The organism is Bulleidia extructa W1219 (assembly GCF_000177375.1).
Taxonomy (GTDB): domain Bacteria; phylum Bacillota_I; class Bacilli_A; order Erysipelotrichales; family Erysipelotrichaceae; genus Bulleidia; species Bulleidia extructa.
The window spans coordinates 26,997-52,060 of record NZ_ADFR01000016.1 but is presented as its reverse complement, the minus strand read 5'-3'; the positions used below and the strand labels follow the sequence as shown (position 1 = coordinate 52,060).

Genomic DNA, 25,064 nt, shown 5'->3' with positions numbered 1-25,064 from the left:
TCTATATAAACAATAAAAATTTAGGAGAATGAGAATATGTTAAAAATTACAAATCTTCATAAAAGTTATGCCAACAAAGAAATTCTTCATGGTATTTCACTAGAAGTGGAAGATGGACATATTTTTGGCTTTATTGGCCATAATGGATCGGGTAAGAGTACTACCATTCGCTCTGTCGTGGGCATTTTGGAGTATGAATCAGGAATGATTGAAATTGATGGTTTGGATATTCAAAAATATCCAATTGAGGTGAAAGAAAGAACGGCTTTTTTACCGGACAATCCGGATTTATATGATAATATCTCCGCTTATCAATATTTAAATTTCATTGGAGATATGGTAGGCTTAGAACCAAATATTCGTTTAAAACGTATTGAAAGTTTAGCCAATGATCTTGAAATTTCCGAAGCTTTAGGAGATAAAATCAAGTCTTTATCTCATGGTATGAAACAGAAAGTTGCGATTATTTCAGCGTTCATGCGGGAACCTAAGTTGCTTGTTTTAGATGAACCGTTTGTCGGTTTGGATCCAAAAGCCACTTTCATATTAAAAAACAAGATGAAAGAATTAACGGCTAAAGGCTCTTCTGTTTTCTTTTCCTCTCATGTCTTAGAAACAGTTCAAAATTTATGTGATGACGTAGCTATCTTATCGGGTGGCCATATTGTTAAGATGGGAAGTACGAAGGAATTATTGGAATCAGGAGAATCCCTAGAAGAGTTATTCTTATCTTTGGAGAATGTCCATGAATAAATTTTTTCAATTACTCAAAGTTCAAATGATGAACTATTGGCTACAAGGAAATGCGAAGACGATTCGTTCTCAATTGTTAAGATCTGTCCCACTTGCTTTGTTTATATTAGGAATTGCTTCTTTTTATGCGGCTATGTTGTTTCAAGGGGCTAATGCCTTTGTGTATCCTTATTTAATTTTTTTGGCAGCTTCGATTGTCATGGCCATTTCATTCTTTACGACCTTATCGACAGCTCAAGCAACGTTTTTTGAATTTAAAGATTATGATCTGTTGATCAGTCTACCGGTTAATAAGAAATGGATTTCTTTTTCTAAGTTTTTATCGGCTATGGTCAACCAATGGATCATTTCTTGGGTGGTGTTGATTCCGGTTTTTGTAGTTTGTATTGTTCATTACTCCGGATCGTTTCAGTTTGCTGTCTTTTATCTTTTGGGGATGCTATTATTACCAGCTGTTCCTGTTTCTCTTGGTATTTTGATTGCCTTAGCATTCCGTTGGATAACAGCCGGAACACGTTTTGAAAATTTATTGAAGAATATCCTAAATGTGGCACTGGTTATTTTTATTATTGTCATCAATTTTAGTCAAAACTTCGGTATGAGCGGAAGAAGCAGCGGATCCATTTCCACGGTTCGAAAAATAGGTCCCGGGTTAGTTAATCAATGGTTTTTTACCCCAGCAAACTGGTTTGCTTTTGGAACTGTGTTAAAAGATTCGATGCAATTATTCTATTTGTTATTAGTGGCTGTTATTTCTTTGGGGATTGTAGTTACCGTTTACTTAAAACTATTTGATCGTATTCACCATCGTTCAGCCGTTACTTACCATGTAAAGAATTTTAAACTAACAAAAGCTAAGGGTGGTAGTCAAGTCATCATTTTAGTGAAGCGAGAATTTAAAACATTATTTTCTAACTTTGCTGCTTCTTTGAATATCTTCATGATGCCACTTATGGGAATTTTAGCCGGGGTAACGATTTGCTATTTTACACCACAATTTTTAGTGAATTTTCTGATTTCTGATGGGGAAACGATTTTATTACCCATAATTTATTTTTTAACCATCTTTTCCGGAATGCCTATTTATAGTTCTAGCGCTATCAATATTGAAGGAACTCGTTTCTGGATCATTCGAAGTCTGCCAATCTCGGAAAGAAAATTTTTAATGGTCAAACATTTTGTGGGTCTTTTCATGTCTATTATTGGACCAATGGTTTGTTTGATTCTTTGTTCAATTCATTTTAAGTTTGATGCTTCTTTGTTTTTTACCGGTTTTATCCTAGTGATTAGCCTTGTTGTGGCAATCAATAGTTTTGCATTATTGATGAATTTATTACTACCGAAGATGATCTATGATTCACCAGAATTAGCTATCAAGAAAGGAGGAATTGGATCCGTTCTTGGTGGTGTTGTACCTTATCTTGGTTCCATCATTTTATTTGTATCCTTTATGAAAAGTATGGAGGATTCCATTTCAAATAAGGTGACTTTAATGCTATGCTTGGCTGTGATCGTTGCTATAATGGCTTTGGTGTTGGAGGTTATCCTATGGGTATATGGTCCTAAGAAGATTCGTAAATTGGGATAGTACAGCTGATGGATCTATTCAAGCACTCTTGATGAGGGTGCTTTTCTATTTACATGAACAAACCATGATATTCTGAATCAAATATCTCTTTTTTCTTTCGGAAAATACTGCTAAACTTGAACCATGAGTATGTATGAAATCAATCAAGTGTTGGATATAGCGACTTCAGAGGGAATTTGGGTAGAAGAAAAGGACAATCATTGGTATTTTATGATTCAGGATGAAAAATGGTATCCGGAAGAAATAAAAGCGATTCGAAATCGAGTTTCTAAGATCCATTTTTTAGTAGAAAGAAAGGTTCCTTTATTTTTAGTGCAAATAGAAGATGTTTTGGAATGTTCCGATATTCCGGTCTATTTAAAAGATTTTAATTACGATAAAAAGAACCTTTTTTTCTATCATTTTGTGTTTATTGATGGTTTGAAAAGAGTGATAGCCATTCGTAGTGGATCGTTGGATTCCTCTTTCGCTTTGAAATTACCGGATTTTTCGATGAGTGAAAAAGAATTTGAGGAAAACTATCATCTTTTAACGAATGAAAAAGAACCTTATGAGTGGGAGGAAAAAGCTCTTTTTGAACAAATAGATGAGAAAGGAGAGGTGCTATGTGGCTTGTCATTTTAATCGTCGCTATTGACTTAATTTCTAAGCATTTCGCTTCTTTGATAACCCATTCAATTCCTTTAATTCCCGGTTTTCTTTATTTGAATTTTGTGAAAAACTTTGGGATGGCTTGGTCTTTTTTAAATGGACAAGTGGCTTTTTTGAGTTTGGTAGCAGGGGTAGCGATTGTTTTCATGGGGTATTACTTGATTCAAAAGAAACCGATCGGTGCTAGAAAAATAGCTGTTGAATTTATGTTGGCCGGAGCGATTGGTAATTTGCTGGATCGATTGTTTTTAGGCTATGTTCGTGATTTTGTGGACACTTTTATATTTGGCTATGATTTTCCTATTTTCAATATAGCGGATTGTGCCTTAACCATAGGAGTTATTTTATGGCTTTATGCAGAGTGGAAGGAGGAACAACGTGGAAAAAAGACGATTAGTCGTTGAGAAATCTGGTCTTCGCTTAGATAAGTATGTCAGTGATCATTGTGAGTTATCTCGTAGCTTCTTACAAGACTTAATTAAAGAACAGCAAGTTTTGGTCAATGGAAAAGCAGTGAAGAGTTCTTATAAAGTAAACTTGGAGGATATCATTGAATTTGCAGTTCCTGATTTAGAAGAAATTGAGGTCATTCCTCAAGACATTCCTTTAAATGTTTTGTATGAAGATGAAGATGTTATTGTCGTCAATAAAGAAAAGGGAATGGTTGTTCATCCCTCACTCGGTCATCAAGATGGCACTTTAGTTAATGCTTTATTATTTCATTGTCAAGATTTGAGTGGGATCAATGGTAAAATTCGCCCGGGAATCGTGCATCGTATCGACAAGGATACCAGTGGTTGTTTGGTGATTGCCAAAAATGATGTTGCCCACATTGCTCTATCGAAACAAATTGAAACCAAAGAGGCTTATCGTGAATATCGTTTGATCGTTCATGGGAATATTCAACATGAAGATGGCTTGATTGATGCACCTATCGGCCGTGATCCGAAGGATCGTCAACGAATGGCTGTTGTAGCGGAAAATTCCCGTCCAGCTAAAACACATTTCCATGTTTTAAAGCGATTTGGTCAATATACTTATTTATCATGTTTGTTGGAAACGGGAAGAACGCATCAGATTCGTGTGCATATGAAATATATTCAACATCCTGTTTTAGGAGATGAAAAATATGGTAGTGCTTGTTCATTTTATGAGACCAAAGGTCAAGTTCTTCATGCTCATACATTAAAATTTAAGCATCCGATAACAGGGAAGGAAATGGAATTTATTGCTCCTTTACCGACGTATTTCACAGATGTTTTAGATTATTTAGATAAACAAAGGAGATAAAAATGATTTTACCTTGGGATTCTTATTTTATGGGTTTAGCTCATTTATCAGCATTGCGTTCCAAAGATCCAAACACTCAAGTAGGAGCGGCCATTGTGGATGAAAATCATCGTGTGGTTTCAGTGGGTTACAATGGATTACCAAGAGGTTGTGAAGATAGCGACTATCCTTGGTCAAGAGAGGGAAATGTTTTAGAAACGAAATATCCCTATGTGGTGCATGCAGAATTAAATGCGATTTTAAATTCTAAATGGCCAGTGAAAGATTGTACGATTTATGTTTCTTTGTTTCCATGTAATGAATGCGCGAAGGCGATTATTCAATCGGGCATTCGACGAGTTGTTTATGAAAGCGATAAATACAATGGAACAGAAATGAATATTGCTTCTAAAAGAATGCTGGAATCTGCCGGAGTAGAGTTAATCAAACTACCCTATTCCATGTCTTTACAGGTAGAAATAAAAGAAGGAGAGTAATGGCTATTCTCCTTCTTTTAACTTATCGGTATTTTTAAAATGAATTTTCGCAACTTGTTCTAACGAATCATAACCAAATTGTTTGACAAATTCTTTTGCACAACGATCCACAAGTGCACCGGCTCCTTTTTGAAAATGGAAATTATATTTTTCTTCCATATAAGACCATTCTTCTAAAAAACGATTTCTGGCAAAGACAGAAGCTAAGGCAACACTAGCATAGCGGCTCTCGGCTTTGGTTTCAAATTGCAAACGATGAAAGATTTCCGGTTCATAAGCAAGATATGAAAAATAATTTTTCTCTGCTGTAAATTGATCAACCATGCAGATTTCCGGCAAATCCACGCGTTTGGAAAGAGCTAAGTAAGCTTGGTTATGTAGTAAAGCCTTAGTTGCGTTCATATTGTAACGACGGTGAAGATCATTGTACGCTTTAGGGCTTAGGGAAAAAATAACATGAGTGAATTGATTTTGTAGGCTTTTTGCGGCTTTTTGAATGTCTTTATCACTCATGGCTTTTGAGTCGGTGATTCCGTAACTTCTTAGTAAATCTAATTGATTTTCACAAACATAGCTTGCACAAACAACCACAGGACCAAAATAATCCCCTGTTCCAACCTCATCGCTTCCGGCTTGTGGATATAACTTGTAGGAAGGCTGATTTGGCCTTTCGATAAAAGCAGAGGCGTATACTTCGGCTTCGTTTCCTTGAAATAAACATTTACCGGATTGATAATAGGTGATAACACAATTTTCAAGTTTCAACTGCCAATGGGCATAAGGCGGTTTTTTGGTTTCTTTATCTTGAAAAGTATGGTATAAGCGATCGGCTTGTTCGGAATTTAACATCAGTGTGATTGAATTTTTCATGTTTGAATTATACCATTAAAATAGAGAAGGGGAGGTATTGCAATGATTATCAGTCAAGAATGGGTTCTATGGATCAACGTCATGGTTGTAATGATTCTATTGGGAAATATGTTTTTTGGATATAAAAATGGTTTCCTGGCAACGATTTACAGTCTCATTAGCTTTGTGGTTGTTTATGTGTTGGCTTACCTTTTATCACCCGGATTATCAAAGCTATTTCCAATTCATCCTTTCTTTCCAAAGGAAATCCAATTGTATCTGAGAATTTTAAAAATTGATATCTATATGGATCAAGTGTTATGGTTTGTCATAGCTTTACTTTTATTAAAAATTATTTCAGGAGTCGTTTATTATGTTTTCAAAAAGATACATGAAATTCCTGTATATCATGTTTTTTCATCGTTATTAGGACTGTTGTTTGGAATTGTAGAAGGTGTGGGAGTTTGTTTTGTTCTATTATTTGTGCTACAGTCGGGTTTATTTAAAAACGGAAAAGACATCAGTCGCCAAACGATTTTAAAACCAATTCAATCCACCAGTGAAATAGTGTATCGGGCTACGATGGAAAAGAAATGGTTTGATGACTTGAAGATTGATTGGAATACGTATCAAAAGAAGTTTAGAGAAATGAGGAAAAAATGAAGGGAAGTTACTGTAGTTTAGAATTACCGGAAATATTAAAAGAAGTATCCATGCAAACCAACTATCCTTCAAGTGCTCAAAGTATTCAAAATAGTGAACCTGATTTTTCACCTTTATCTTGGAAAAGAAATATCAGCTATTTGAAAGAGGCAATGCGATATATTCAAGAAAAGGGTCCACTTGTTTTCTTCTTTCGTAAAGAAATGGTTTCTACTTTTCAACAGGCTTCCAAGGGAAGCCTTCTTCATGGTTCGCAATTATATGATGTTATCCAATTTCTTGGTTTAGTGACTTCCATTTACTGTTATTTCCAAAAAGCGGAAACTAAATCAATAGAATTGAAAGATTTATATGAAAGTTTAGTCAAAGAAGAAGCTGTTGAAAAACAATTAAAGAATATGGTGGATTCGCAAGGAGAGGTGTTGGATTCTGCCAGTGTTGAGTTAAGAAATATTCGTTCTTCCATACGTCGAAATGAGCAGGCCATTGCCAGTACAGCACAAGAGTTTATAGCAAAGCACTCTGATAAGGTGGTTGATGGAGTCATTACTATGCGAGCGAATCGAACTTTAATTTTGGTTAAATCGGGATATAAAAATAGTTTTGGTGGCTATGTTTATGGGGATTCCTCTTCTGGCTTAGCTTCCTATGTGGAACCAGCTGTTTTGGTTTCTTTAAATAATCAACGGTTAGCTTTATACGAAGCCCAAGAAGAAGAGGTTGGCCGTATTTTAAGGATGGGCTCTGACTTAGTTCAAGGCATAGCGCATCAAGGCTTAGCCAATTGTTCTACTTTACAAATCTTAGATCAAATTTTCGCAAAAGCTGATTGGTCAATTCAACATGATGCTTGCGTACCTTGCTTGAATGAAAAACAAGAACTTTATTTAAAAAAAGTACGTCATCCTTTGATTGATTCAAAAAAAGTGGTGGCAAATACCTATACATTAAAAGAACCTCACCACATGATCCTGATAACGGGTCCAAATACAGGTGGTAAAACGGTTTCGTTAAAAGTGATTGGCTTATCGATTTTATTATCCGTTTGTGGAATTGGTGTTTTAGCGGAAAAGGCAATCCTTCCTATGGTCGATGAAGTGTATGTGGATATTGGAGATGACCAATCAGTTATTTCATCGCTTTCATCGTTTTCATCTCATATGTCAAAACAAGCCTATATCGTTGAACATGTTCAAAAAAATTCTCTTGTTCTATTGGATGAAATCGGAAATGGAACTGATCCAAAAGAAGGAGAAGCCATTGCGATTGCTATTTTGAATCATTTAAGACAAGTGGGATGTATGACTTTTGCGACAACTCACTATGATCGTTTAAAATCCTATGGAAAAAGACATCCGGATATTTTAGTAGCTTCTGTTCTTTTTGATATGGAAACATTATTACCGACCTATCAATATCGTCAAGGATTAACCGGCACCAGCAATGCCTTTGCGGTAGCACAGCGCTATGGTCTTCCGAAATCCATTGTTCATTATGCAAAATCTTTGAAAGAACAAGCCAAGAGTGAAGGAGATCGTTTGATGGAAACGTTGGATCAACAAAGGATCTCTTTAGAAAAAGAAAAAGAAAAATTGGAAGCAGAAAAAGAACTTTTCCTTTCTCGTTATAAAGAACTTCATCTTAAGGAAAATGCTTTACAAGCAGAAAAGAGGCGCTTTGAAGAAGAAAAAGATAAGGTGCTTCATCAGGTTGCACATCAATATGAAGAAAAAGCCAGGAAAATTCTTCATCAATTAAAAGAAAAAGATTTGAAGTATCACGAAGCCTTGTCCATTAAGAAGAAGATGGACATACCAATCCACCATGAACTATTTGAAGATATTTCAAAGCGACCTTTTGAAGTGGGAGATGCCGTGGAACTGTTATCTTCCAAACAAGTTGGACAGATCATGAAGATAGAAAAGAAGCGGATTACGGTTGAGTTAAATGGTCGTGAATATCAAGTCAAAGAGAATCAATTGCGTCATTCTTTAAAACAAATTCCTAAAAAGAGTCAAGAGAGAGTCTTTGTTCAAACGGCACATTTATTTCAAACGGCAATCCCCAGTGAAGTGAATCTTATTGGTCTAACGGTGGAGGAGGGGTTACATCGTTTGGATGATTTCTTAGATAGGGTAAAAATGGGACACCTTCATCAAGTTCGGGTGATTCATGGGGATGGCTCAGGAAAGTTGCGGCAAGCGGTTCATCAGCATTTATCTAAAATGAAGATGGTGGATTCTTTTCGGTTGGCAATGCCTAATGAAGGCGGTAGTGGAGCAACGGTGGTGATTCTTAAATGAATCGGGAATATATTGAAGCTAAATTAGCTGAACTTCCTCACGAACCGGGATCTTATCAAATGAAAAATAAGTATGGCGAAATCATTTATGTGGGTAAGGCAAAAGATTTGCACAATCGGGTGAATCAGTATTTTGTGGGAACTCATGATTTTAAAACAACGAAATTAGTTTCTAATATTGATGATTTTGACTTTATTGTAACGGCCAGTGAAAAAGAAGCGTTGATTTTGGAAATTAATTTAATCAAGAAATATCGTCCGAAATATAATATACAATTCATTGATGATTCCAGTTATCCTTATATTAAATTGACAAAAGAAAAATACCCTCGTTTATTAATAGCTCGTGATACGAAAAAAGATAAAAAAGCTCGTTATTTTGGACCTTTTCCAGATGTGACGGCAGCTAAAAATACGTGTAAAATTCTGCAAAGTTTATATCCTTTTAGACGGTGTACGACGATGCCTAAAAAACTATGTTTGTATTATCATTTAGGACAATGTTTGGGACCATGTGAATTTGAAATTAATCCTAAGGTTTATGACGATATGTGTGAAGGAGTACAACGATTTTTAAAAGGGGATAGTAAAGAGGTAGAAGAAAATTTATATACAAAAATGATGGTGGCAGCTGAAAATAGATTGTATGAGCAGGCACAAGAATACAAAGTCATGTTAGAATCTATTCACGCCATTGTTCGTCATCAACAAAACATCGAAAAAGACAATCGAGGAGATCGAGACGCCTTTGCGTATGTAGTGGATCGAGGGTATATTGCGATTGCCGGATTTTTGGTTCGCCAAGGAATTATTTTAAATAAAGAATTTCGTTTAAGACCTTTATATGGTGATGCTCAAGAAGCTTTTGAATCCTTTTTGATTCAATATTACCAAGATCATCCCGCTGCTCGAGAATTGGTTTTAAGCAAAGAAATGGATATTCAAGCTTTAAAAGAAGTATTGGATATTCCGATATTTCAACCCCAAAGAGGTTATAAGGTTCGCTTGATAGACATGTGTCTTCATAATGCTCAACAACAACTGGATCTTAAGTTCAAGTCTGTGAATCGGCAAGAATCGATGCGTCAAGAAGCTGTCAAGGATTTGTCAAAATTAGCCGGTAAAGACATGAATCGAATTGAATTATTTGATAACTCTCATACATCTGGCTCTTTCACGGTTGCTTCTTGTGTGGTTTATGAAGATGGCCAAGAGGATCGTAAATCGTATCGAAAATTTAAATTACATACGCAAAATTCCGATGTGGATTCCATGAAAGAAGTCTTATATCGCCGTTATTTTCGTTTATTAAAAGAAGGAAGCCGATTTCCGGATGGTATTTTAGTGGATGGTGGTTGGCTTCAAATTGAAGCTGCTAAAGAAATCTTAGGACAGTTGGGCTTATTGGATAGAATCGTAGTCATGGGACTGGTGAAAGACGCTCATCATAACACAAGAGCTTTGATGGATGGTGAAGGAAGAGAATTAGAAGTGTCGAAAGATTCTGCCTTATTCTTTCTTTTGACTCGTATGCAGGATGAAGTGCATCGGGTAGCGATTTCATACCACCGTCAACTTCGCTCAAAGGCTCAAACGAAATCTGTTTTAGATGAAATTGCAGGAATTGGTTTAAAACGCAAGAAATTATTATGGAAAGCTTTTGGGAATTTCAGCCATTTAAAAAATGCCAGTGAAGAAGAAATTGCCAGGATTATTCCTGCTGAACCGGCACATCTTTTATACAAAAGCTTACATAAAAAAGAGGATGAGTGATGAGGCGGCCCCCTGAAAGTCTAATGATTGGAGGTTGATACATGATTCATCCTTTTATAGTTTAAAAAAACTAGTGAGTCGTCCTTTGTGATGATTTTCTTTTTTATAACACTGATAGGCTTTTAAACCATGCAAGTCATCTTCTTTCTTATATCGAGTTCGAATGGCTAATAGAAGAGGGAGTCCTATTTTAAAGAAGGTTTTCTTTTTTCTGATTGTTCTTTTTTCTTTTTTTCTCGTTCTTCTTGAAAGGTTTGAAGTCTATTTTGAAGCATTTGAAGATGATCAAATGTGGGTTGGAGTTTCATAACACTTTTCACAAATTGAATCAAACGAGAAAAAAGCTGGGCGAATAGAAACAATAATGTTATTAGAACGACACTATAGGCGATGAATAAAATTGTTTTTTCCATGAAGAAGCCTCCTTCTGTTAAATTTATAGTATCATTAATGAAAAGGAATTGGTACTTATGCAAGAAGTCATTGTAGTAAGCGACAATCATGGTGAAGTCCAACATTGTCTTTCGGTTCAAAACATGTATCCTGATGCTATTTACATCCATTGTGGAGATACTCAGCTAAAATTAGAGGAAACACCCGGATTTATTCAGGTCAAAGGAAATAACGATTGGCTTTTAGACCTTCCGAAACAAAGGATTGTGGAAATTGAGGGTGTTAAGGTAATGATATGCCATGGAGATCAGAAAGCTTTTCCGCTAGAGAAAACTTTACCTGAAGAAGCTGGACGTTTAGGTTGTACATTAGTCTGTTATGGACATACTCATATTCCTTTGATTCATATTCATAAGGGAGTGAATTGTGTCAATCCAGGAAGTAGTAGACCACATGGAAATCGAGATATGTCACCAGCAAGTTATGCTTATCTTGTTTTAGATCAAGGTAAAGTCATTCGAAAAGAGATTCGTCGCTTTAAGTAAACTTTTTGAAAATAGTCGTTAAATAAAAACTTAACATGTGTTGTGGGGAAAAAAGATGATAAACAGTAAGTCAAAGCGAATCGGTATAGTGCTTGTCGGAGTATTGATAGTCATTTTAGTGTTTGTCGGTATCGGTGAAAATAAAATGCAGAGTGTTAAGAGTGTGAAAAAATACATTATAAAATCGAACAAAATCCAGTCCGTCCAAATTTTAGATAAGACGGGAAATATCATTCAAGAGATTGACAATGAAGCAAGGATAAAGCGGTTAACAGATATTTTAAATCGTGCTGTACATGATGATGATATGAATGATGGACGAATGGTTAAAATGAAAGTTGCAGAGCGTACCATAAAGATTATATTCCGTGATGAAAGCAAGTTATATGTTCAACTTTGGGATAATCTTATGCGTATCAATCAGATTTGGTATCGACTGGACACAAAACAACTTGAAGAGACATTGCGATGAATTATCGGAAGAGTAAAATGTACTGGTAAGTCACAGATTCGATGGGGTAAATCCTATAGAATGAAGAGCAAAATCAAAAAAGAAAATAGATACAGTAGATTGGAACAAACAAGACAAAGCAAAACAATGGCGAAAAGCAAGGGCAAATATCTTCATACTGGGATTAAATTTAAATTTAACGGGGTTAAAAATAGTTGTTGAAAAAAATCTTTTCTTCTAGTATAATAACTACGCTGTCCTCGTAGCTCAGCTGGAATAGAGCTCACGCCTTCTAAGCGTGCGGTCAAGAGTTCGAATCTCTTCGAGGACGTATATCAACCGTCGATGGACTTCGACGGTTTCTTTTTTGGAGGAAAGATGAGTTATTATGATGAAATTTTAGATCAGATTCAACGAGCAATGTCAGAAGAAAACTACGAAGAAGCTCAATTTTTATTAAAAAAAGAGTTAAGCATGCCTTATATCCCTGAAGGTTTTGAACAAAAGTTGATGGTATTGAAAAAAGAAGTAGAAGGGTACCTTCGTCGGGAAAAAGGGGAAGTTAGTTTGGATTGTTTACTGACGATGCTGCAAAAAAAAGCTGATTTTCAAATACAAGCAGTCAGTCAATTATTAAGACGAAATCTTCGTGACGTCGTACCGGAATTGCAAGATTATTTAGAGAAGGAACCCAATGTAGAGGCTGCTTCACTTTTGATAGAAGGATTGGCAGAGCAAGGAATTCGTGAGGAATTTCATTATCGAAAGGATGGCGTAGAATATGTTTTTTGGCCTGAGGAGATTATTCCGGTTTCTTCTAGTGACGGATTTTTAGAAGCAAAACGCTATTTAAAAGTTTGGTTAGAGAATAACCATCCTGATTTTTTAGAACTTTGTATGCACCAATTGATTCATGATTGTTATGTGTTTTTACCATTGCATTACGATGCACCAGAAGGGAGATTTTTAGCGTTATCTATATTAGAAAAAATCTCCTCCTATATGGATGATGGCAATCTTTATCAGGAAATTATTTCTAAAGAAGAAAAAAAGAGTCGAATGTCTTGACAGATGCTTCGGTTTTTAATAATCTATTAGCAGATTTCATGTAAGAGTGCTAAATCTACTCAAGAGTGTAAAAATTTGTTATACTAAACTAGCAAAAATGAAATAAGGAGAAATTATGGCAAACTGGACATTAAAAGAAAAATCCACCGGAGATTTGAGCGTTGTTATCGAAGGGGAAACTTGGAAAAAGGCTGTTAAGAAAGCTTTTAATAAGTTAGTGAGTAATATTACTTTACCTGGCTTTCGTAAGGGGCAAGCTCCAAAGGCAATGCTGGAAAAGAGAATTTCAGAAAATGAACGTTATTTAGAAGCTGTTCAAGATAATGCGAATACATGGCTGAGAGAAGCTTTAGAAGAAACTCAATTAACCCCGATCAGTCAACCAAAGTTAGATATTAAAACAATCGAAGCTGATAAAGCTGAAGTGGTGTATACGTTTGCTGTTCAACCGGAAGCGAATGTAAAAGAATATAAAGGCTTAGAATATCCTTTAGAAGAAGTGAGCGTCTCTGAAAAGGAAATCAAATCCGAATTGGATCGTATGCGTGAGCAATACGCTGAGATGGAAATCAAGAAGGGCAAAGCTGTTAAAGGTAATACTGTTAATATTGATTACGAAGGATTTAAGGATGGAATTCCTTTTGAAGGTGGTAAAGCAGATGGCTATGATTTAGTCCTAGGATCCGGTTCTTTTATCCCGGGTTTTGAGGAACAGTTAATTGGTACTAAAGCTGGTGAGGAAAAAGAGATAGAATTAAGTTTTCCAAAAGATTACCATGCGGTCGATTTGGCAGGTGCTCCTGTTACCTTTAAGGTGAAAGTTAATGAAGTAAAGGTGAAGAAGCTACCAGAAGTGAATGATGATTTTGCACAAGACATTAATGCTCCTGGAGTGGAAAATGTGGAACAATTGAATAAGATGATCGAAGATCGTTTGTTAAATTCGAAAAAGAAAACGGCGAATGAAACGGCGGAAAGTGCCTTGATGGATGCTTTAGTGGCCAATACAGAGGTACAATTACCAGACGTTATGGTAGAAGAAGAAGTTCAAAATCAAGTGAACCAATTGGCTCAACAAATCCAACAGTATGGTATGTCTTTAGATGCTTACTTAAAGATGATAGGTCAAACGCAAGAAACCTTGAAGAAAGGCTACCATGATAATGCTGTTAAAACGGTGACTTTGCGTTTAGCACTAGAAGCTGTTGCGAAAGCTGAAAATCTGACGGCGAATGAGGAAGAAATCGAAAAAGAATATTCAGACATTGCTAGCCAATACAACATGGAGATAGATCGAGTAAAATCGATGATTTCGAAGAATATGTTAAGCAAAGATGTTGTGAATAAGAAAGCTTACGATTTTGTGAAAGATAACGCTAAAAAAGTTGCTCCTAAGGTAAAGAAGACAAGCTCCAAACCGAAAACAACTAAGAAAAGCGAAGAAAAGAAATGAAGAATAAGGTGCAACTGAGCGCCTTATTTTTCTAAGAATAAGGAGGTTTTATGAAAAAATCTTTGATTCAAGTCCCGGCGGTATTTACCCGTGGCATCGTTTTGTTCCCTCATAATAAAGTTGATATTGAAGTGGGTCGCGAGGCATCTATAAAAGCTGTGGAAATAGCTAGTGAAAAATACGATGGATTGGTTTTTCTGGTTTGTCAAAAAGATATGATGGTGGATCATCCAAGTGTAGAAGAAGTGTACACGATGGGAACTTTAGCTAAGATAACGTCCATTCGTCATAAAGAAAATTTTTTGAGAGTTAGTTTTTCCGGTTTAGATAGAGCTTCTTTTACAAAAATAGAAATGGTTGATGGTTATCAAATGGCTACGATACATATGCAACCTTTATCGGCTAGTGGGGACGATGAAGAAGAGATCCTTGTGCATAAACTGATGGATACCATTGGAAAGCTACCTCAATTAAGTGACTTATTTCCTGTTTCCGCTATTGAACAGGTGAATTCTGGAATTGCGGCAGATGAATTCACGGATTTATGTGGGCAGTTCTTCTTATTTAATTCGGAAAGTCGCCAGCATTTATTAGAATTAAGTCATATCAATGATCGTTTATACTACTTATTAGAAGAAGTCAATAAAGCTTTAGAATATGGAGAAGTGGAACAGATGGTCAATGAAAAGGTGAAAAGTCGCATTGATGAAAATCAACGGGAATTCTACCTTCGTGAAAAATTAAAGGCCATTCGTGAAGAATTAGGAGATATCCCCAATTCAGAAGATGACTCGGATAATTTTAGAGATATGATTGATAAACATCCTTATCCCGCCTCGGTTAAGAAGAAGGCTTTGGAAGAGTTACGTCGTTATGAAATGATGCCGGCAGGAAGTGGGGAAACGTCTGTTTCACGAAATTACATTGAATGGCTTTTAAATGTTCCTTGGTGGCAAGAGACCACTGATTTGGAAGATTTGAAAGTTGTGCGTCATTCCTTGGACGAACGTCATTATGGCTTGGAAAAGGTCAAAGATCGAGTGATGGAGTATTTGGCCGTTAAGAAAATGACCAATTCCTTAAAAGCACCGATTCTTTGTTTGGTTGGTCCTCCTGGAGTTGGAAAGACTTCTTTAGCTAAGAGTATTGCAGATGCCATGCATCGTAAATTTGTGAAAATGTCTGTAGGCGGTGTGAAAGATGAAGCCGAGATTCGTGGTCATCGCCGTACGTATTTAGGGGCTTTACCTGGCCGTATCATTCAAGGTATGCGTAAAGCGGAAGTGATCAATCCATTATTTTTAATTGATGAAATTGATAAATTGGGAGCTGATTATAAAGGGGATCCAAGTGATGCTTTATTGGAAGTTTTAGACCCTGAACAAAATGCTCAATTCTCCGATCATTATTTGGAAGAAGCTTATGATTTATCGAAAGTTATGTTTATTGCGACAGCTAACTATTTAGAAAACATACCGGCTCCATTAAGAGATCGTTTGGAAATTATTGAATTACCTTCTTATACAGAGGTGGATAAAGTTGAGATTGCTTGTCAACATTTAATTCCTTTGCAAATAAAAACAAATGGTCTAAAATCTTCTCAATTTAAATTGAAGAAACAAGAGATTCTGTATTTGATTCGTCATTACACTAGGGAAGCGGGAGTACGTCAATTAGAACGTTTGATCGGTAGTCTATGTCGTAAAACGGTTTTAGAAATCTTGAATGAAGATAAAAAATCCTTAACGATGACAAAAACGAAAATTGAAACTTGGTTGGGTAAACCGCTATTTGATTACGGCTCTAAAGAAAAAAAGAATGAGGTTGGAGTTGTGACGGGACTGGCTTATACTCAATTTGGCGGAGATGTCTTACAAATCGAAGTGAATTTCTTTGTTGGTAAGGGTGGTCTTGTTATCACAGGTCAATTAGGGGACGTTATGAAGGAATCAGCACATATTGCTTTAGATTATGTCAAAGCCCATGCTAACGATTTCAAAATTGATCCAAAGTTTTTTGAACAACATGATATTCATATTCATGTGCCAGAAGGGGCTGTGCCGAAAGATGGCCCAAGTGCTGGAGTGACATTAACAACAGCGTTAGTTTCCGCTATTACCAATCGACCGGTTCGTAAAGATATCGCTATGACGGGAGAAGTGACCCTACGTGGTCATGTCTTACCAATTGGCGGTTTAAGAGAAAAATCTTTAGCGGCTCATCGTGTGGGCATTCATACCATCTTGATTCCGGAAAAAAATGTACGCGATTTAGAAGAAGTTCCTGAATTGGTGAAAAAAGAGATTACATTTATTCCTGTGAAACGGGTGAATGATGTCTTGAAAGAAACGTTGGTGTAACATGCAATATTACGAAGCCAAATGGATGGCAACGGCAGCTAGACCGGATCAATGGCCAAGACATCATTTACCGGAAATTGTATTTGTAGGAAGGTCAAACGCCGGTAAAAGTTCTTTAATCAATGCTTTGGTAAACCGAAATCAATTGGCTTATACTGGTAAAACACCCGGAAAAACCCGCTTATTAAATTTCTTTGTTGTGAATGCGCAATTCGTTTTCACAGATGCACCGGGTTATGGTTATGCGGTTGGGAATCGTGATTCTTTGATTGAATTTGGAAACTTGATGGAACCTTATTTTGAAAAACGATCTAATTTGAAGGCTATGGTATTGGTGCTGGATTGTCGTCGCACGCCAAGTCGTGAGGATATAGCGATGGTGGATTATGCAAAAGCAAATCATTTAGCTATCCTGGTGGTTTGTACAAAAAAAGATAAACTATCTTATGGAAAATTAAAGAATCAACAATTTATGATTGCCAAAGAGTTGAAATTAAACGCTTCTTCTTTTTTGGCGGTGGATTCTGTTAAGAAACAAGGTATAGATGAAGTCTGGCATAAAATTCACGAAACATTATCTCTGAAATAGGCATAAAGTTGCCTATTTTTTTATGGTAAAATAATAAATGAGGTGATTGTTATGAAATGGGTGATCGTAGCCGGAGGAACGGCTGGTCATATTAACCCTGCTTTAGCTTTGGCGAAAGTGGCTAAAAAGAATAATCCTGATTTAGAGATTATCTTTATAGGAAGTAAAGATCGTTTGGAATCAAGGATGATTCCTGAAGCCGGTTTTCCTTTTATATCCTTACCTATTTCAAGTCCTTCCGGGAATATTGTTCATAAAGTAAAAGGCTTGGTTTCTGTTTTATCGGCTATTCCAACTTGTAAAAAAATTTTAAAGAAAGAAAAACCGGATATTTGTTTGGGCTTTGGTAACTATATTTCTGTACCGGTTTTAAAAGCAGCTCATCAACTGGGTATTCCAACTTTTATTCATGAACAAAATTCTTTTCCTGGTAAAGCGAATTTATTTTTGGCAAAACAAGCAAGAGCGATTGCGACTTGTTTTGATCAAAATCAATTTCCTAAGAAAAAAACACGCTTGGTGGGGAATCCTCAAGCCAGTCTATTAAAGGATTTTAAGGTGGATAAAAAGAAAGCTTATGAGGCATTTAACTTACAAGAAGACTTGCCTTTAGTGACCATTATGCTTGGCAGTTTGGGTTCTGCTTCCGTTTCCAAAATGATTGATGAAGCAATTGATTCTTTTCATGATAGCTATCAAGTTTTGATTAGCACTGGTCAATCCAATCAGTATCAATACAAACATTCAAGTACAGAAAGAGTTAAAATTGTCCCTTACTTCGATGGTAAGACTTACTTATCTTTATCTCGTTTAGCCATTACTAGAGCTGGTGCAACGACTCTTTCAGAATTGGAGGCTTTAGCGGTTCCCAGTATATTGATACCAAGTCCTTATGTGCCTAATAATCACCAAGAGATCAATGCGATGAGTTTGGTCAATAAGAAGGCGGCTATTTTATTAAAAGAACCAACGTTGACTTCCAAGATACTGGCCAAACAAATCAACCAATGCATGGAAGATCCAGCGGTTTATAAAAGTTTGAAAGAAAAAGCTTTATTGGGAAAAGAAAAAGATCCGGCAAGAGAAATGATTGCTTGGATCGAGGAGATAATACAAAATGAACATTAAAGAAGATCTAGAAACATACGCAAAAGTGGAAGAGGGGAAAAGTTTTTCAGACTTGACCACTCTCCATATCGGCGGTTTAGTTCGATATGTGGTCTATCCGGATAATTTAATTGCTTTGGATGGTATTATTCGTATTCTGAAAAAGAACCAAATACCCTATAAGATGGTTGGAAAAGGGTCTAATTTATTGGCTTCGGATGAGAAATTTGATGGGGCTGTGATTCGATTTGATCGCCATTTTAATGACTATTATATTGAAGGAAATGAAGTGATTGCTTTAGCGGGTTGTTCAACGATCGCATTGAGTAATGCTTGCATGAAAGCAGGATTAAGCGGTTTGGAATTTTCAGGAGGAATCCCGGGGACGGTAGGCGGAAATGTTTTTATGAATGCTGGAGCCTATAAAGAAAATATGGCCGATATTTTAAAGGAAGTGTTAGTCTATTTGGATGGTGAATTTAGATGGTTATCTAAGGAAAAGTGTGATTTTTCCTACCGTCATTCTATTTTTAAAGAACATCGAGATTGGATTATCTTAGCGGCTCGTTATGATTTAAAGAAAAAGCCGGTAGAGGAAATTGCCAGCCTTATGAGCCAACGAAAACAACGCCGTTTATCAACACAGCCTTTACAATACCCAAGTTGTGGATCTATTTTTAAAAATCCACAAGGCTATTACTCTTGGCAGTTAATCGATAATATTGGGTATCGAGGGAAGAGAAAAGGGGATGCGATGGTTTCTGAAAAACATTCCAATTTTATTATTAATATGGGTCGAGCGAAAGCGGATGATTACTTGAACTTGATTCAAGAAATTCAAGAAAAAGTGAAAGAGTCTTATCAAATAGACTTTGTTCCGGAAGTGGAGATATTTAATTGGCCAGAAAAGAAAAAATAGATCCTGTCGTTGAAAGGATCTTATCCAGCAAGCGAAGAGCAAGCCATCGTCAGAACTATCGTCAAAGTCAACCTAAATTGATCAGATGGTCCATTTTTCTAGGGTCTTTCTTTCTTTTCCTAATTTATTTGGCTTTACCTATTTCAAGAACTCAAGGTGTTGAAGTAAAAGGAAATTATGCTTATACCAGCGAAGAAATTCAACATAAAGCGGGGGTTCAACGCGGAAATATCTTTTATAGTCATTTTCCTTTGTGGGTGGAATATCGCTTAAAATCAGATCCTTGGATTGAATCAGCTAAGGTATCCTTACAAACTAATCAAACAGTAACGATAACCGTTCGAGAAAAGAAAAAATTGCTTACTATAGACAAAATAAAGATACGTATGTTTTATTGGGGAATGGGAAAAGTCAAAAAGTTAAAAAAGAAGATGAATCTATTTTGAAAACAATTCCTTATTTATCCGGTTTTGAAACAGAGGAACAAAGAGAGTTATTGGCTCGTTCTTTAAAAAAGTTGAGTGATGATCAATTGGACGGCATTTCAGAGATACATCAATATAGTTTGGCGTATGATCCGGAAGGAGTTAAATTTATCATGAGGAACGGTGGTTATATGATCACCAGTTACTCCAGCGCTTCCATAGTTAAGGAATTTGATTCAATTTATCATCAGACTAAAAATAAAGACTTCTGTATTTATGCCACGGAAAAAGAAAATACCGCTTATTCTTCCGTTTGCCCATGGAAGAAAGAAAATTCATCTCTTCGCTATTGGAAAAATAATAAGGGAGAAACTTTAATAAATGCTAGTGGTGATAAAGTGATTGTACACTATTATACTGAATCTAGCGGGAAACAAGCGAAAGCGGAAAATGGTCAATTGATTAAAATCCCGGTCAATGAACATGGTTACGAGGTGCCGGATAAACAGTTTAATCAGCATTATGCAGCCGGTTATTATAAATCTGGTACACTTAACATGAAGAAATAGTTTTGAAAGACATATTAAATTTTGATAGAATAGGCAAGAGGTGAACAAGATGTCTGTTGAAAAAAACACAAATTATGGCAATATTTCCATTTCTGCTGAAGCAGTTAGTTCTTTGGCGGGATCAGTCATTATGGAATCCTATGGTATTGTTGGCATGGCTTCTCGCAAACAATTGCGTGATGGTTGGGCTGAATTGTTACAAAAAGAAAATTACTCGAAGGGTGTTATTGTAAAAAGAGAGGAACGTGGGGTAGTCGTTGATTTATACGTGATTATTGGCTATAACGTTCGGATCGCTTCGGTTGTACAAGAGGCTCAAAAGAAAGTGAAATATGAATTGGAGAAAGCTCTGAACGAAGAAATCGCTGCGGTGAATGTCTTTGTACAAGGAGTACGTGTAATTGCTTAAGGAGATTTTATGAAGAACTTAAATGGTGAACAATTTCGAGTGTTACTTGAATCTGGAGCCAACGCACTGTATAACCGTAAGGCTGAAGTTGACTCGATGAATGTATTTCCTGTACCGGATGGAGATACGGGGACGAATATGTCTTTGACCATTCAAAATGGAATTGAAGAGGTCAAGAAGAGTGGATCGACTGATCTGTTTACAATTTCAAAAGTATTCTCGCGTGGTTTGTTGATGGGGGCTCGTGGTAATTCAGGGGTTATTCTTTCCCAAATTTTTCGCGGTTTATCTAAATATGTTAAAGATAATGCATTGACAACATTATCAGCCAATGACTTCACAGAAGCTTTAATGGCGGGGGCTCGCTTAGCCTATAAGGCTGTGATGAAGCCAACAGAAGGCACAATTTTAACGGTTTTAAGAGAAAGTGCCGAATATGGTCAAATTTACATGGCGGAACATCCGGAAGCTGGTGTAGAGGAGCTATTCGCCTATGTAGATGAAGAGGCTCATGCTTCTTTGCAAAGAACACCGGAATTATTATCGGTTTTAAAAGAGGCCGGTTGTATCGATTCAGGCGGTTTTGGGTATACGATCATTCTGGATGGTTTTGTATCTGCTTTAAAGGGAGAACCGGTTTCTCGTGAAGATCATCCAAGTATGATAAATCAAGAAGAAGTCTTATCGGGATATCGTGTGGAAGCGATTTTACCAATCAACGAAGAAGGAAAAGCCAAATATGATGAAATTCGGCTTCGTAAGCAATTGTCCCAATTCGGATCGGATATTGGTGTCTTTGATGGTGGAGATGAAATTTGTGTTTCATTAAGAACCATTGCTCCTGGTGAAGTGATTTCTTTGGTTCAACGTTATGGAGAATTTAAGAAAGTTCAAATAGAATCTTTGAAAGAAGGATTGAGGGCTTCTTTGGTAGATGGATTTAATCAAACAGCACAAGAAGAAAAAGAATATGGGATTATTGCCGTTGCAGCCGGTAGCGGTTTGGCAAAACTGTTCAAAGATTATCAAGTAGATTATGTGATTTCCGGTGGTCAAACGATGAATCCGGCTACAGAAGATTTTGTAAAGGCCATCGCAAAGGTTAATGCCCATAAAATTTTCCTTCTTCCAAATAATTCCAATATCATCTTAGCAGCTAAGCAAGCGGCAGAAGTGACGAAGGATAAGGAAGTTGTTGTGATTGAAAGCAAGTCTATTTTACAAGGAATCAGTGCTTGCTTGATCTTTAATCCAAATGAAAATTTAAGCCATAATACCGAAGCGATGAAAGAAGCGATTGCGAATGTCAAGAGCGGATCAATTACTTATGCTGTCAAAGATACCACGATGGATGGCAAAGAGATTCATGCCGGAGATTACATGGGAATCTTTGATAAAGAAATCGTTTCTATTTCCAAAGATCGCTTAGAAAGTGTTTTGGGATTATTGAAGAATTTGATTGATGAGGACAGTGAAATTGTCACTATCATTTGTGGAGAAGATTCCAATGAAGAAGAAATCAAACAAATCAAAACTTTCTTAGATGAAAATTATGAATTAGATTTGGATGTGCAACAAGGCAATCAACCTGTCTACAGTTATTTAATTGGTGTTGAGTAAGAAGCGAAGTTCTTCTTACTTTTTTCGTTTATAATAATAACGATGAAGAATTTAAATGAGATTCGATTAACAACCACTCAAATAAAAATTAAAGAAGCCTTTTCGTTTGAAACAATTGAGGATGTTTTGACAAACTATCCGATTCGCTATGAACGATATGAATCTTTACCATATACACAATGGAAAGTTGGAGAGACGTTCCGTTTTGAAGCCAGAATATTGGGTAAATTCCGTTCTTTTGGTTATGGAAAGAAAATGGTTGTCCATTTTGATGTTTTGGTAGAAGGACATGTGGTTGATGTGACTATTTTTAATCGTCCTTGGGCTAAAAATCTTCCTAGTAATCATGTCATCACTATTTTCGGCAAATACAATGGTCACAATAAATTGACAGCTATCAATTATGATTTAAAGCCTATGCAATATCATAGGCCTTTTGAACCGGTGTATCGAAGTAAAGCAGATTTTCAGCAACGTTCTATCCGGGGATTTATGGAAAAAATTTTAAAAGAATGTCTTGGTGAACAAGAAGATGTTCTACCTCGGTTTTTAATAGAAAAATATCACTTACTTCATCGTCAACAAGCTCTTCGTTATATTCATCTTCCGTTGCATCAAGCCTCTTTAAAACAAGCTGTTCGACGCTTAAAATATGAGGAATTCCTGCGCTTTTTCACTCATTTATATTTAAAACAGGAAGATGAACACTATGAAGGGAAAAAGAAAAAGAAAATTTTAGATACCTATCTTCAAGCTCTTATCCAACAAATTCCTTTTGAATTGACAACAGATCAAAAAAACACTTTTTTTGAGATCGTTCAAGATATGCGCTCTATGAAAAAAATGAATCGCTTGGTACAAGGTGATGTGGGATCGGGGAAAACGGTCATAGCGGGAATGAGTTTATTGGCATGTGTTTCTTCTGGATATCAGTGTGCCTTGTTAGCTCCAACAGAAATCCTTGCTCGTCAACATTTTCAAACTATGAAATCTTTGTTCCCTAAAGAAAGTCAACGAATGGCTTTGTTATATAGTGGTTTATCTGGTTCTGAAAAAGAATCCATTCTTACGGATTTGAAAAAGGGGAAGATTCAAATGGTGATAGGGACTCATTCTCTATTACAGTCCGGTGTCAAATTTCAAAAATTGGGGTTGGTCGTGGTTGATGAACAACAACGCTTTGGTGTTCAACAAAGAGAATTTTTAAAATCTCAATCCAATGATGTGGATTTTTTAGTCATGACCGCTACCCCTATTCCCAGAACTTTAGCTTCCAGTTTATTAGGCGGAATGGACGTTTCCACCATTCATAGCATGCCTCAAGGAAGAAAAGCCCCAGTGACCAAGCGCCTTGAAGAAAATAGTTTTCATTCTGTTTTGAAAGAAGTTCAAGCTTTATTGGATAAAGGACATCAATTATACGTCATTTGTGCCGCTGTCAACGCAAATGAAAGTGGCTTGAAAGTTCGTAATGTATACGATACACAAAGAAATTTAGCCAAAGTTTTCCCGAACTATACAGTTGCTTTGATTCATGGTCAAATGAAATCACAAGAAAAAGAAGCTATTATGAACCAATTTTACAGCAATCAAATTCAAATCTTAGTTTCTACAACAGTGGTAGAAGTGGGAATGAATTGTGTCAATGCGACTGGAATGATTATTTATGACAGTGATCGTTTTGGTTTGAGTACTTTACATCAATTAAGAGGACGTATTCAGCGTGGAAATGACCAGGGATATTGTTGGTTGTTAAGCCGCAGTCAAGATGAATTAACGATTGAACGGTTAGAAGTTTTAGTTAAAAGTGATGATGGGTTTTATATTTCAGAGCAAGATTTACGATTGCGAGGACCGGGTGATATACTAGGGCTAAGACAATCTGGTTTACCCAGTTTTGTTTTAGGAAATTTGATTGAAGATACAGCTTTTATTGATCAGGCGAAATTAGATGCACAAGAAATATTAGAACATCGAGAAAAAAAAGAGTGCCAAATTTTTATAGAGAGTCTTTTAAAAGAAAGGTTAAATCATGGATATTCATAATTTTTTAACAGCTCAAGGAATAAAAGTAGATCATTTTGAGCTTATAGAACAAGCGTTAACACACAGTTCTTATGCCAATGAACATGGATCTAAAGCGGATAATGAACGATTGGAATTTATGGGGGATGCCGTTTTGCAATTATGGTCATCCGCTCAAATCTACCCGTTGAATTTAAGTGAAGGTCAAATGACCCGTTTAAGATCGCAATTGGTTTGTGAATCGGCTTTAGCGAATTATTCTCGTCAGTTGGGTTTAAATCAATACATTCGTTTAGGAAAAGGAGAAGAACACTCTGGCGGTCGTGAAAAAGATGCGATTATTGCGGATGCTTTGGAGGCCTTTTTGGGTGCCTTGTTTTTAGATCAAGGTATGTTGGCAGTGGATTTGATTTTAAGGCAGGTGATTACTCCTCATCTACAACAAGCTAAAGAGATTGTTCAAGGAGTACAACTAGACTATAAGACCCGATTGCAGGAAGTGGTTCAAGCGGACTCAAGGCGTTCTTTGGTATATCAGTTGGTATCAGAAAAAGGGCCGAGCAATGCACCGACATTTATGATGAATGCGGTCGTGGATGGACTGGTTCTGGGAACGGGCAGTGGCGGTTCTAAAAAAGCGGCTGAACAAGCGGCGGCTAAAAATGCGTTTGAAAAACTGGCAAAGTAGAAATCATTCCCAATAGATGCATATTTAGGTAGAAAAAATATATTCTTGTCAACCATTTGTATAATGATGTTATGGTTATAAGGGGAATCTAAATAGGA

General features: G+C 36.4%; 25 protein-coding genes and 1 tRNA gene. 24 read left to right on the top strand and 2 right to left on the bottom strand.

The window, feature by feature from the left end; all coding sequences use genetic code 11:
- Window positions 1-36 precede the first annotated feature (36 nt).
- From HMPREF9013_RS06315 to HMPREF9013_RS06290, 6 genes are all read left to right on the top strand, one after another.
- Window positions 37-753 (top strand): ABC transporter ATP-binding protein, encoded by a 717-nt coding sequence (locus HMPREF9013_RS06315; RefSeq protein ID WP_006627552.1) that lies wholly within the window; start codon window positions 37-39, stop codon window positions 751-753.
- Complete coding sequence (locus HMPREF9013_RS06310) at window positions 746-2,341, top strand: hypothetical protein (RefSeq protein ID WP_006627551.1); 1,596 nt, start codon at window positions 746-748, stop codon at window positions 2,339-2,341. The genes HMPREF9013_RS06315 and HMPREF9013_RS06310 overlap by 8 nt, the downstream gene beginning before the upstream one ends.
- 123 nt (window positions 2,342-2,464) lie before the next feature.
- A complete protein-coding gene (locus tag HMPREF9013_RS06305) occupies window positions 2,465-2,965 on the top strand; it encodes a hypothetical protein (protein ID WP_156780654.1) in 501 nt (166 codons plus the stop codon).
- Window positions 2,947-3,396 (top strand): signal peptidase II, encoded by a 450-nt coding sequence (gene lspA / locus HMPREF9013_RS06300; RefSeq protein WP_006627549.1) that lies wholly within the window; start codon window positions 2,947-2,949, stop codon window positions 3,394-3,396. Before HMPREF9013_RS06305 ends, lspA begins: the two co-directional genes overlap by 19 nt.
- Window positions 3,371-4,282, top strand: coding sequence for an RluA family pseudouridine synthase (locus tag HMPREF9013_RS06295; RefSeq protein ID WP_006627548.1), 912 nt, complete (start codon window positions 3,371-3,373; stop codon window positions 4,280-4,282). The genes lspA and HMPREF9013_RS06295 overlap by 26 nt, the downstream gene beginning before the upstream one ends.
- Window positions 4,283-4,284: 2 nt before the next feature.
- The gene (locus tag HMPREF9013_RS06290; RefSeq protein ID WP_006627547.1) at window positions 4,285-4,758 is read left to right on the top strand and encodes a deoxycytidylate deaminase; all 474 of its coding nucleotides are present in this window, start codon (window positions 4,285-4,287) and stop codon (window positions 4,756-4,758) included.
- 3 nt (window positions 4,759-4,761) lie between these two features.
- Here HMPREF9013_RS06290 and rnhC read toward each other — a convergent pair whose 3' ends face one another.
- Window positions 4,762-5,628 carry a ribonuclease HIII gene (rnhC, locus tag HMPREF9013_RS06285; RefSeq protein ID WP_040333730.1) on the bottom strand — a complete coding sequence of 289 codons (867 nt, stop codon included), beginning with the start codon at window positions 5,626-5,628 and terminating at the stop codon, window positions 4,762-4,764.
- A gap of 42 nt (window positions 5,629-5,670) precedes the next feature.
- Between rnhC and HMPREF9013_RS06280 the strand changes: the two genes are divergently transcribed.
- The 3 genes from HMPREF9013_RS06280 to uvrC are packed head-to-tail and all read left to right on the top strand — an operon-like array spanning window position 5,671 to window position 10,345.
- Complete coding sequence (locus HMPREF9013_RS06280) at window positions 5,671-6,270, top strand: CvpA family protein (protein WP_006627545.1); 600 nt, start codon at window positions 5,671-5,673, stop codon at window positions 6,268-6,270.
- Complete coding sequence (locus HMPREF9013_RS06275; RefSeq protein WP_006627544.1) at window positions 6,267-8,573, top strand: endonuclease MutS2; 2,307 nt, start codon at window positions 6,267-6,269, stop codon at window positions 8,571-8,573. Before HMPREF9013_RS06280 ends, HMPREF9013_RS06275 begins: the two co-directional genes overlap by 4 nt.
- A complete protein-coding gene (gene uvrC, locus HMPREF9013_RS06270; protein WP_006627543.1) occupies window positions 8,570-10,345 on the top strand; it encodes an excinuclease ABC subunit UvrC in 1,776 nt (591 codons plus the stop codon). Before HMPREF9013_RS06275 ends, uvrC begins: the two co-directional genes overlap by 4 nt.
- A 185-nt stretch (window positions 10,346-10,530) precedes the next feature.
- On the opposite strand, the gene HMPREF9013_RS06265 is transcribed toward uvrC, so the two are convergent.
- Window positions 10,531-10,758, bottom strand: coding sequence for a hypothetical protein (locus tag HMPREF9013_RS06265; RefSeq protein ID WP_006627542.1), 228 nt, complete (start codon window positions 10,756-10,758; stop codon window positions 10,531-10,533).
- A 57-nt stretch (window positions 10,759-10,815) separates the two neighbouring features.
- Between HMPREF9013_RS06265 and HMPREF9013_RS06260 the strand changes: the two genes are divergently transcribed.
- The 15 genes from HMPREF9013_RS06260 to rnc all read left to right on the top strand — a co-directional run bounded on the left by HMPREF9013_RS06260 (window position 10,816) and on the right by rnc (window position 24,966).
- On the top strand, window positions 10,816-11,283 hold the full coding sequence (locus tag HMPREF9013_RS06260; protein WP_006627541.1) for a metallophosphoesterase family protein: 468 nt from the start codon (window positions 10,816-10,818) through the stop codon (window positions 11,281-11,283).
- A 55-nt stretch (window positions 11,284-11,338) separates the two neighbouring features.
- Entirely contained in the window at window positions 11,339-11,755 is a 417-nt protein-coding gene (locus HMPREF9013_RS06255) for a hypothetical protein (RefSeq protein ID WP_006627540.1), read from the top strand.
- A gap of 235 nt (window positions 11,756-11,990) precedes the next feature.
- Window positions 11,991-12,065: transfer RNA gene (locus tag HMPREF9013_RS06250), tRNA-Arg, on the top strand.
- 47 nt (window positions 12,066-12,112) lie between these two features.
- The gene (locus HMPREF9013_RS06245; protein ID WP_006627539.1) at window positions 12,113-12,802 is read left to right on the top strand and encodes a DUF3196 family protein; all 690 of its coding nucleotides are present in this window, start codon (window positions 12,113-12,115) and stop codon (window positions 12,800-12,802) included.
- 115 nt (window positions 12,803-12,917) lie between these two features.
- Window positions 12,918-14,255, top strand: coding sequence for a trigger factor (gene tig, locus HMPREF9013_RS06240; RefSeq protein ID WP_006627538.1), 1,338 nt, complete (start codon window positions 12,918-12,920; stop codon window positions 14,253-14,255).
- Window positions 14,256-14,305: 50 nt separating this feature from the next.
- A complete protein-coding gene (gene lon / locus HMPREF9013_RS06235; RefSeq protein ID WP_006627537.1) occupies window positions 14,306-16,615 on the top strand; it encodes an endopeptidase La in 2,310 nt (769 codons plus the stop codon).
- Window position 16,616: 1 nt separating this feature from the next.
- Complete coding sequence (gene yihA, locus HMPREF9013_RS06230) at window positions 16,617-17,204, top strand: ribosome biogenesis GTP-binding protein YihA/YsxC (RefSeq protein ID WP_006627536.1); 588 nt, start codon at window positions 16,617-16,619, stop codon at window positions 17,202-17,204.
- Window positions 17,205-17,255: 51 nt separating this feature from the next.
- Complete coding sequence (locus HMPREF9013_RS06225) at window positions 17,256-18,332, top strand: UDP-N-acetylglucosamine--N-acetylmuramyl-(pentapeptide) pyrophosphoryl-undecaprenol N-acetylglucosamine transferase (protein ID WP_006627535.1); 1,077 nt, start codon at window positions 17,256-17,258, stop codon at window positions 18,330-18,332.
- On the top strand, window positions 18,322-19,230 hold the full coding sequence (gene murB, locus HMPREF9013_RS06220) for a UDP-N-acetylmuramate dehydrogenase (RefSeq protein WP_006627534.1): 909 nt from the start codon (window positions 18,322-18,324) through the stop codon (window positions 19,228-19,230). Before HMPREF9013_RS06225 ends, murB begins: the two co-directional genes overlap by 11 nt.
- Window positions 19,209-19,676, top strand: a complete 468-nt coding sequence (locus tag HMPREF9013_RS06215) for a cell division protein FtsQ/DivIB (RefSeq protein WP_006627533.1) — start codon at window positions 19,209-19,211, stop codon at window positions 19,674-19,676. Before murB ends, HMPREF9013_RS06215 begins: the two co-directional genes overlap by 22 nt.
- Window positions 19,625-20,224, top strand: coding sequence for a hypothetical protein (locus tag HMPREF9013_RS06210; RefSeq protein WP_040333729.1), 600 nt, complete (start codon window positions 19,625-19,627; stop codon window positions 20,222-20,224). Before HMPREF9013_RS06215 ends, HMPREF9013_RS06210 begins: the two co-directional genes overlap by 52 nt.
- A gap of 49 nt (window positions 20,225-20,273) precedes the next feature.
- Complete coding sequence (locus HMPREF9013_RS06205) at window positions 20,274-20,633, top strand: Asp23/Gls24 family envelope stress response protein (RefSeq protein ID WP_006627531.1); 360 nt, start codon at window positions 20,274-20,276, stop codon at window positions 20,631-20,633.
- Window positions 20,634-20,642: 9 nt separating this feature from the next.
- Entirely contained in the window at window positions 20,643-22,253 is a 1,611-nt protein-coding gene (locus HMPREF9013_RS06200; protein ID WP_006627530.1) for a DAK2 domain-containing protein, read from the top strand.
- A 42-nt stretch (window positions 22,254-22,295) separates the two neighbouring features.
- Window positions 22,296-24,299, top strand: a complete 2,004-nt coding sequence (locus tag HMPREF9013_RS06195) for an ATP-dependent DNA helicase RecG (protein WP_006627529.1) — start codon at window positions 22,296-22,298, stop codon at window positions 24,297-24,299.
- Window positions 24,286-24,966 carry a ribonuclease III gene (gene rnc / locus HMPREF9013_RS06190; RefSeq protein WP_006627528.1) on the top strand — a complete coding sequence of 227 codons (681 nt, stop codon included), beginning with the start codon at window positions 24,286-24,288 and terminating at the stop codon, window positions 24,964-24,966. The genes HMPREF9013_RS06195 and rnc overlap by 14 nt, the downstream gene beginning before the upstream one ends.
- The last annotated feature ends 98 nt before the right edge of the window (window positions 24,967-25,064 follow it).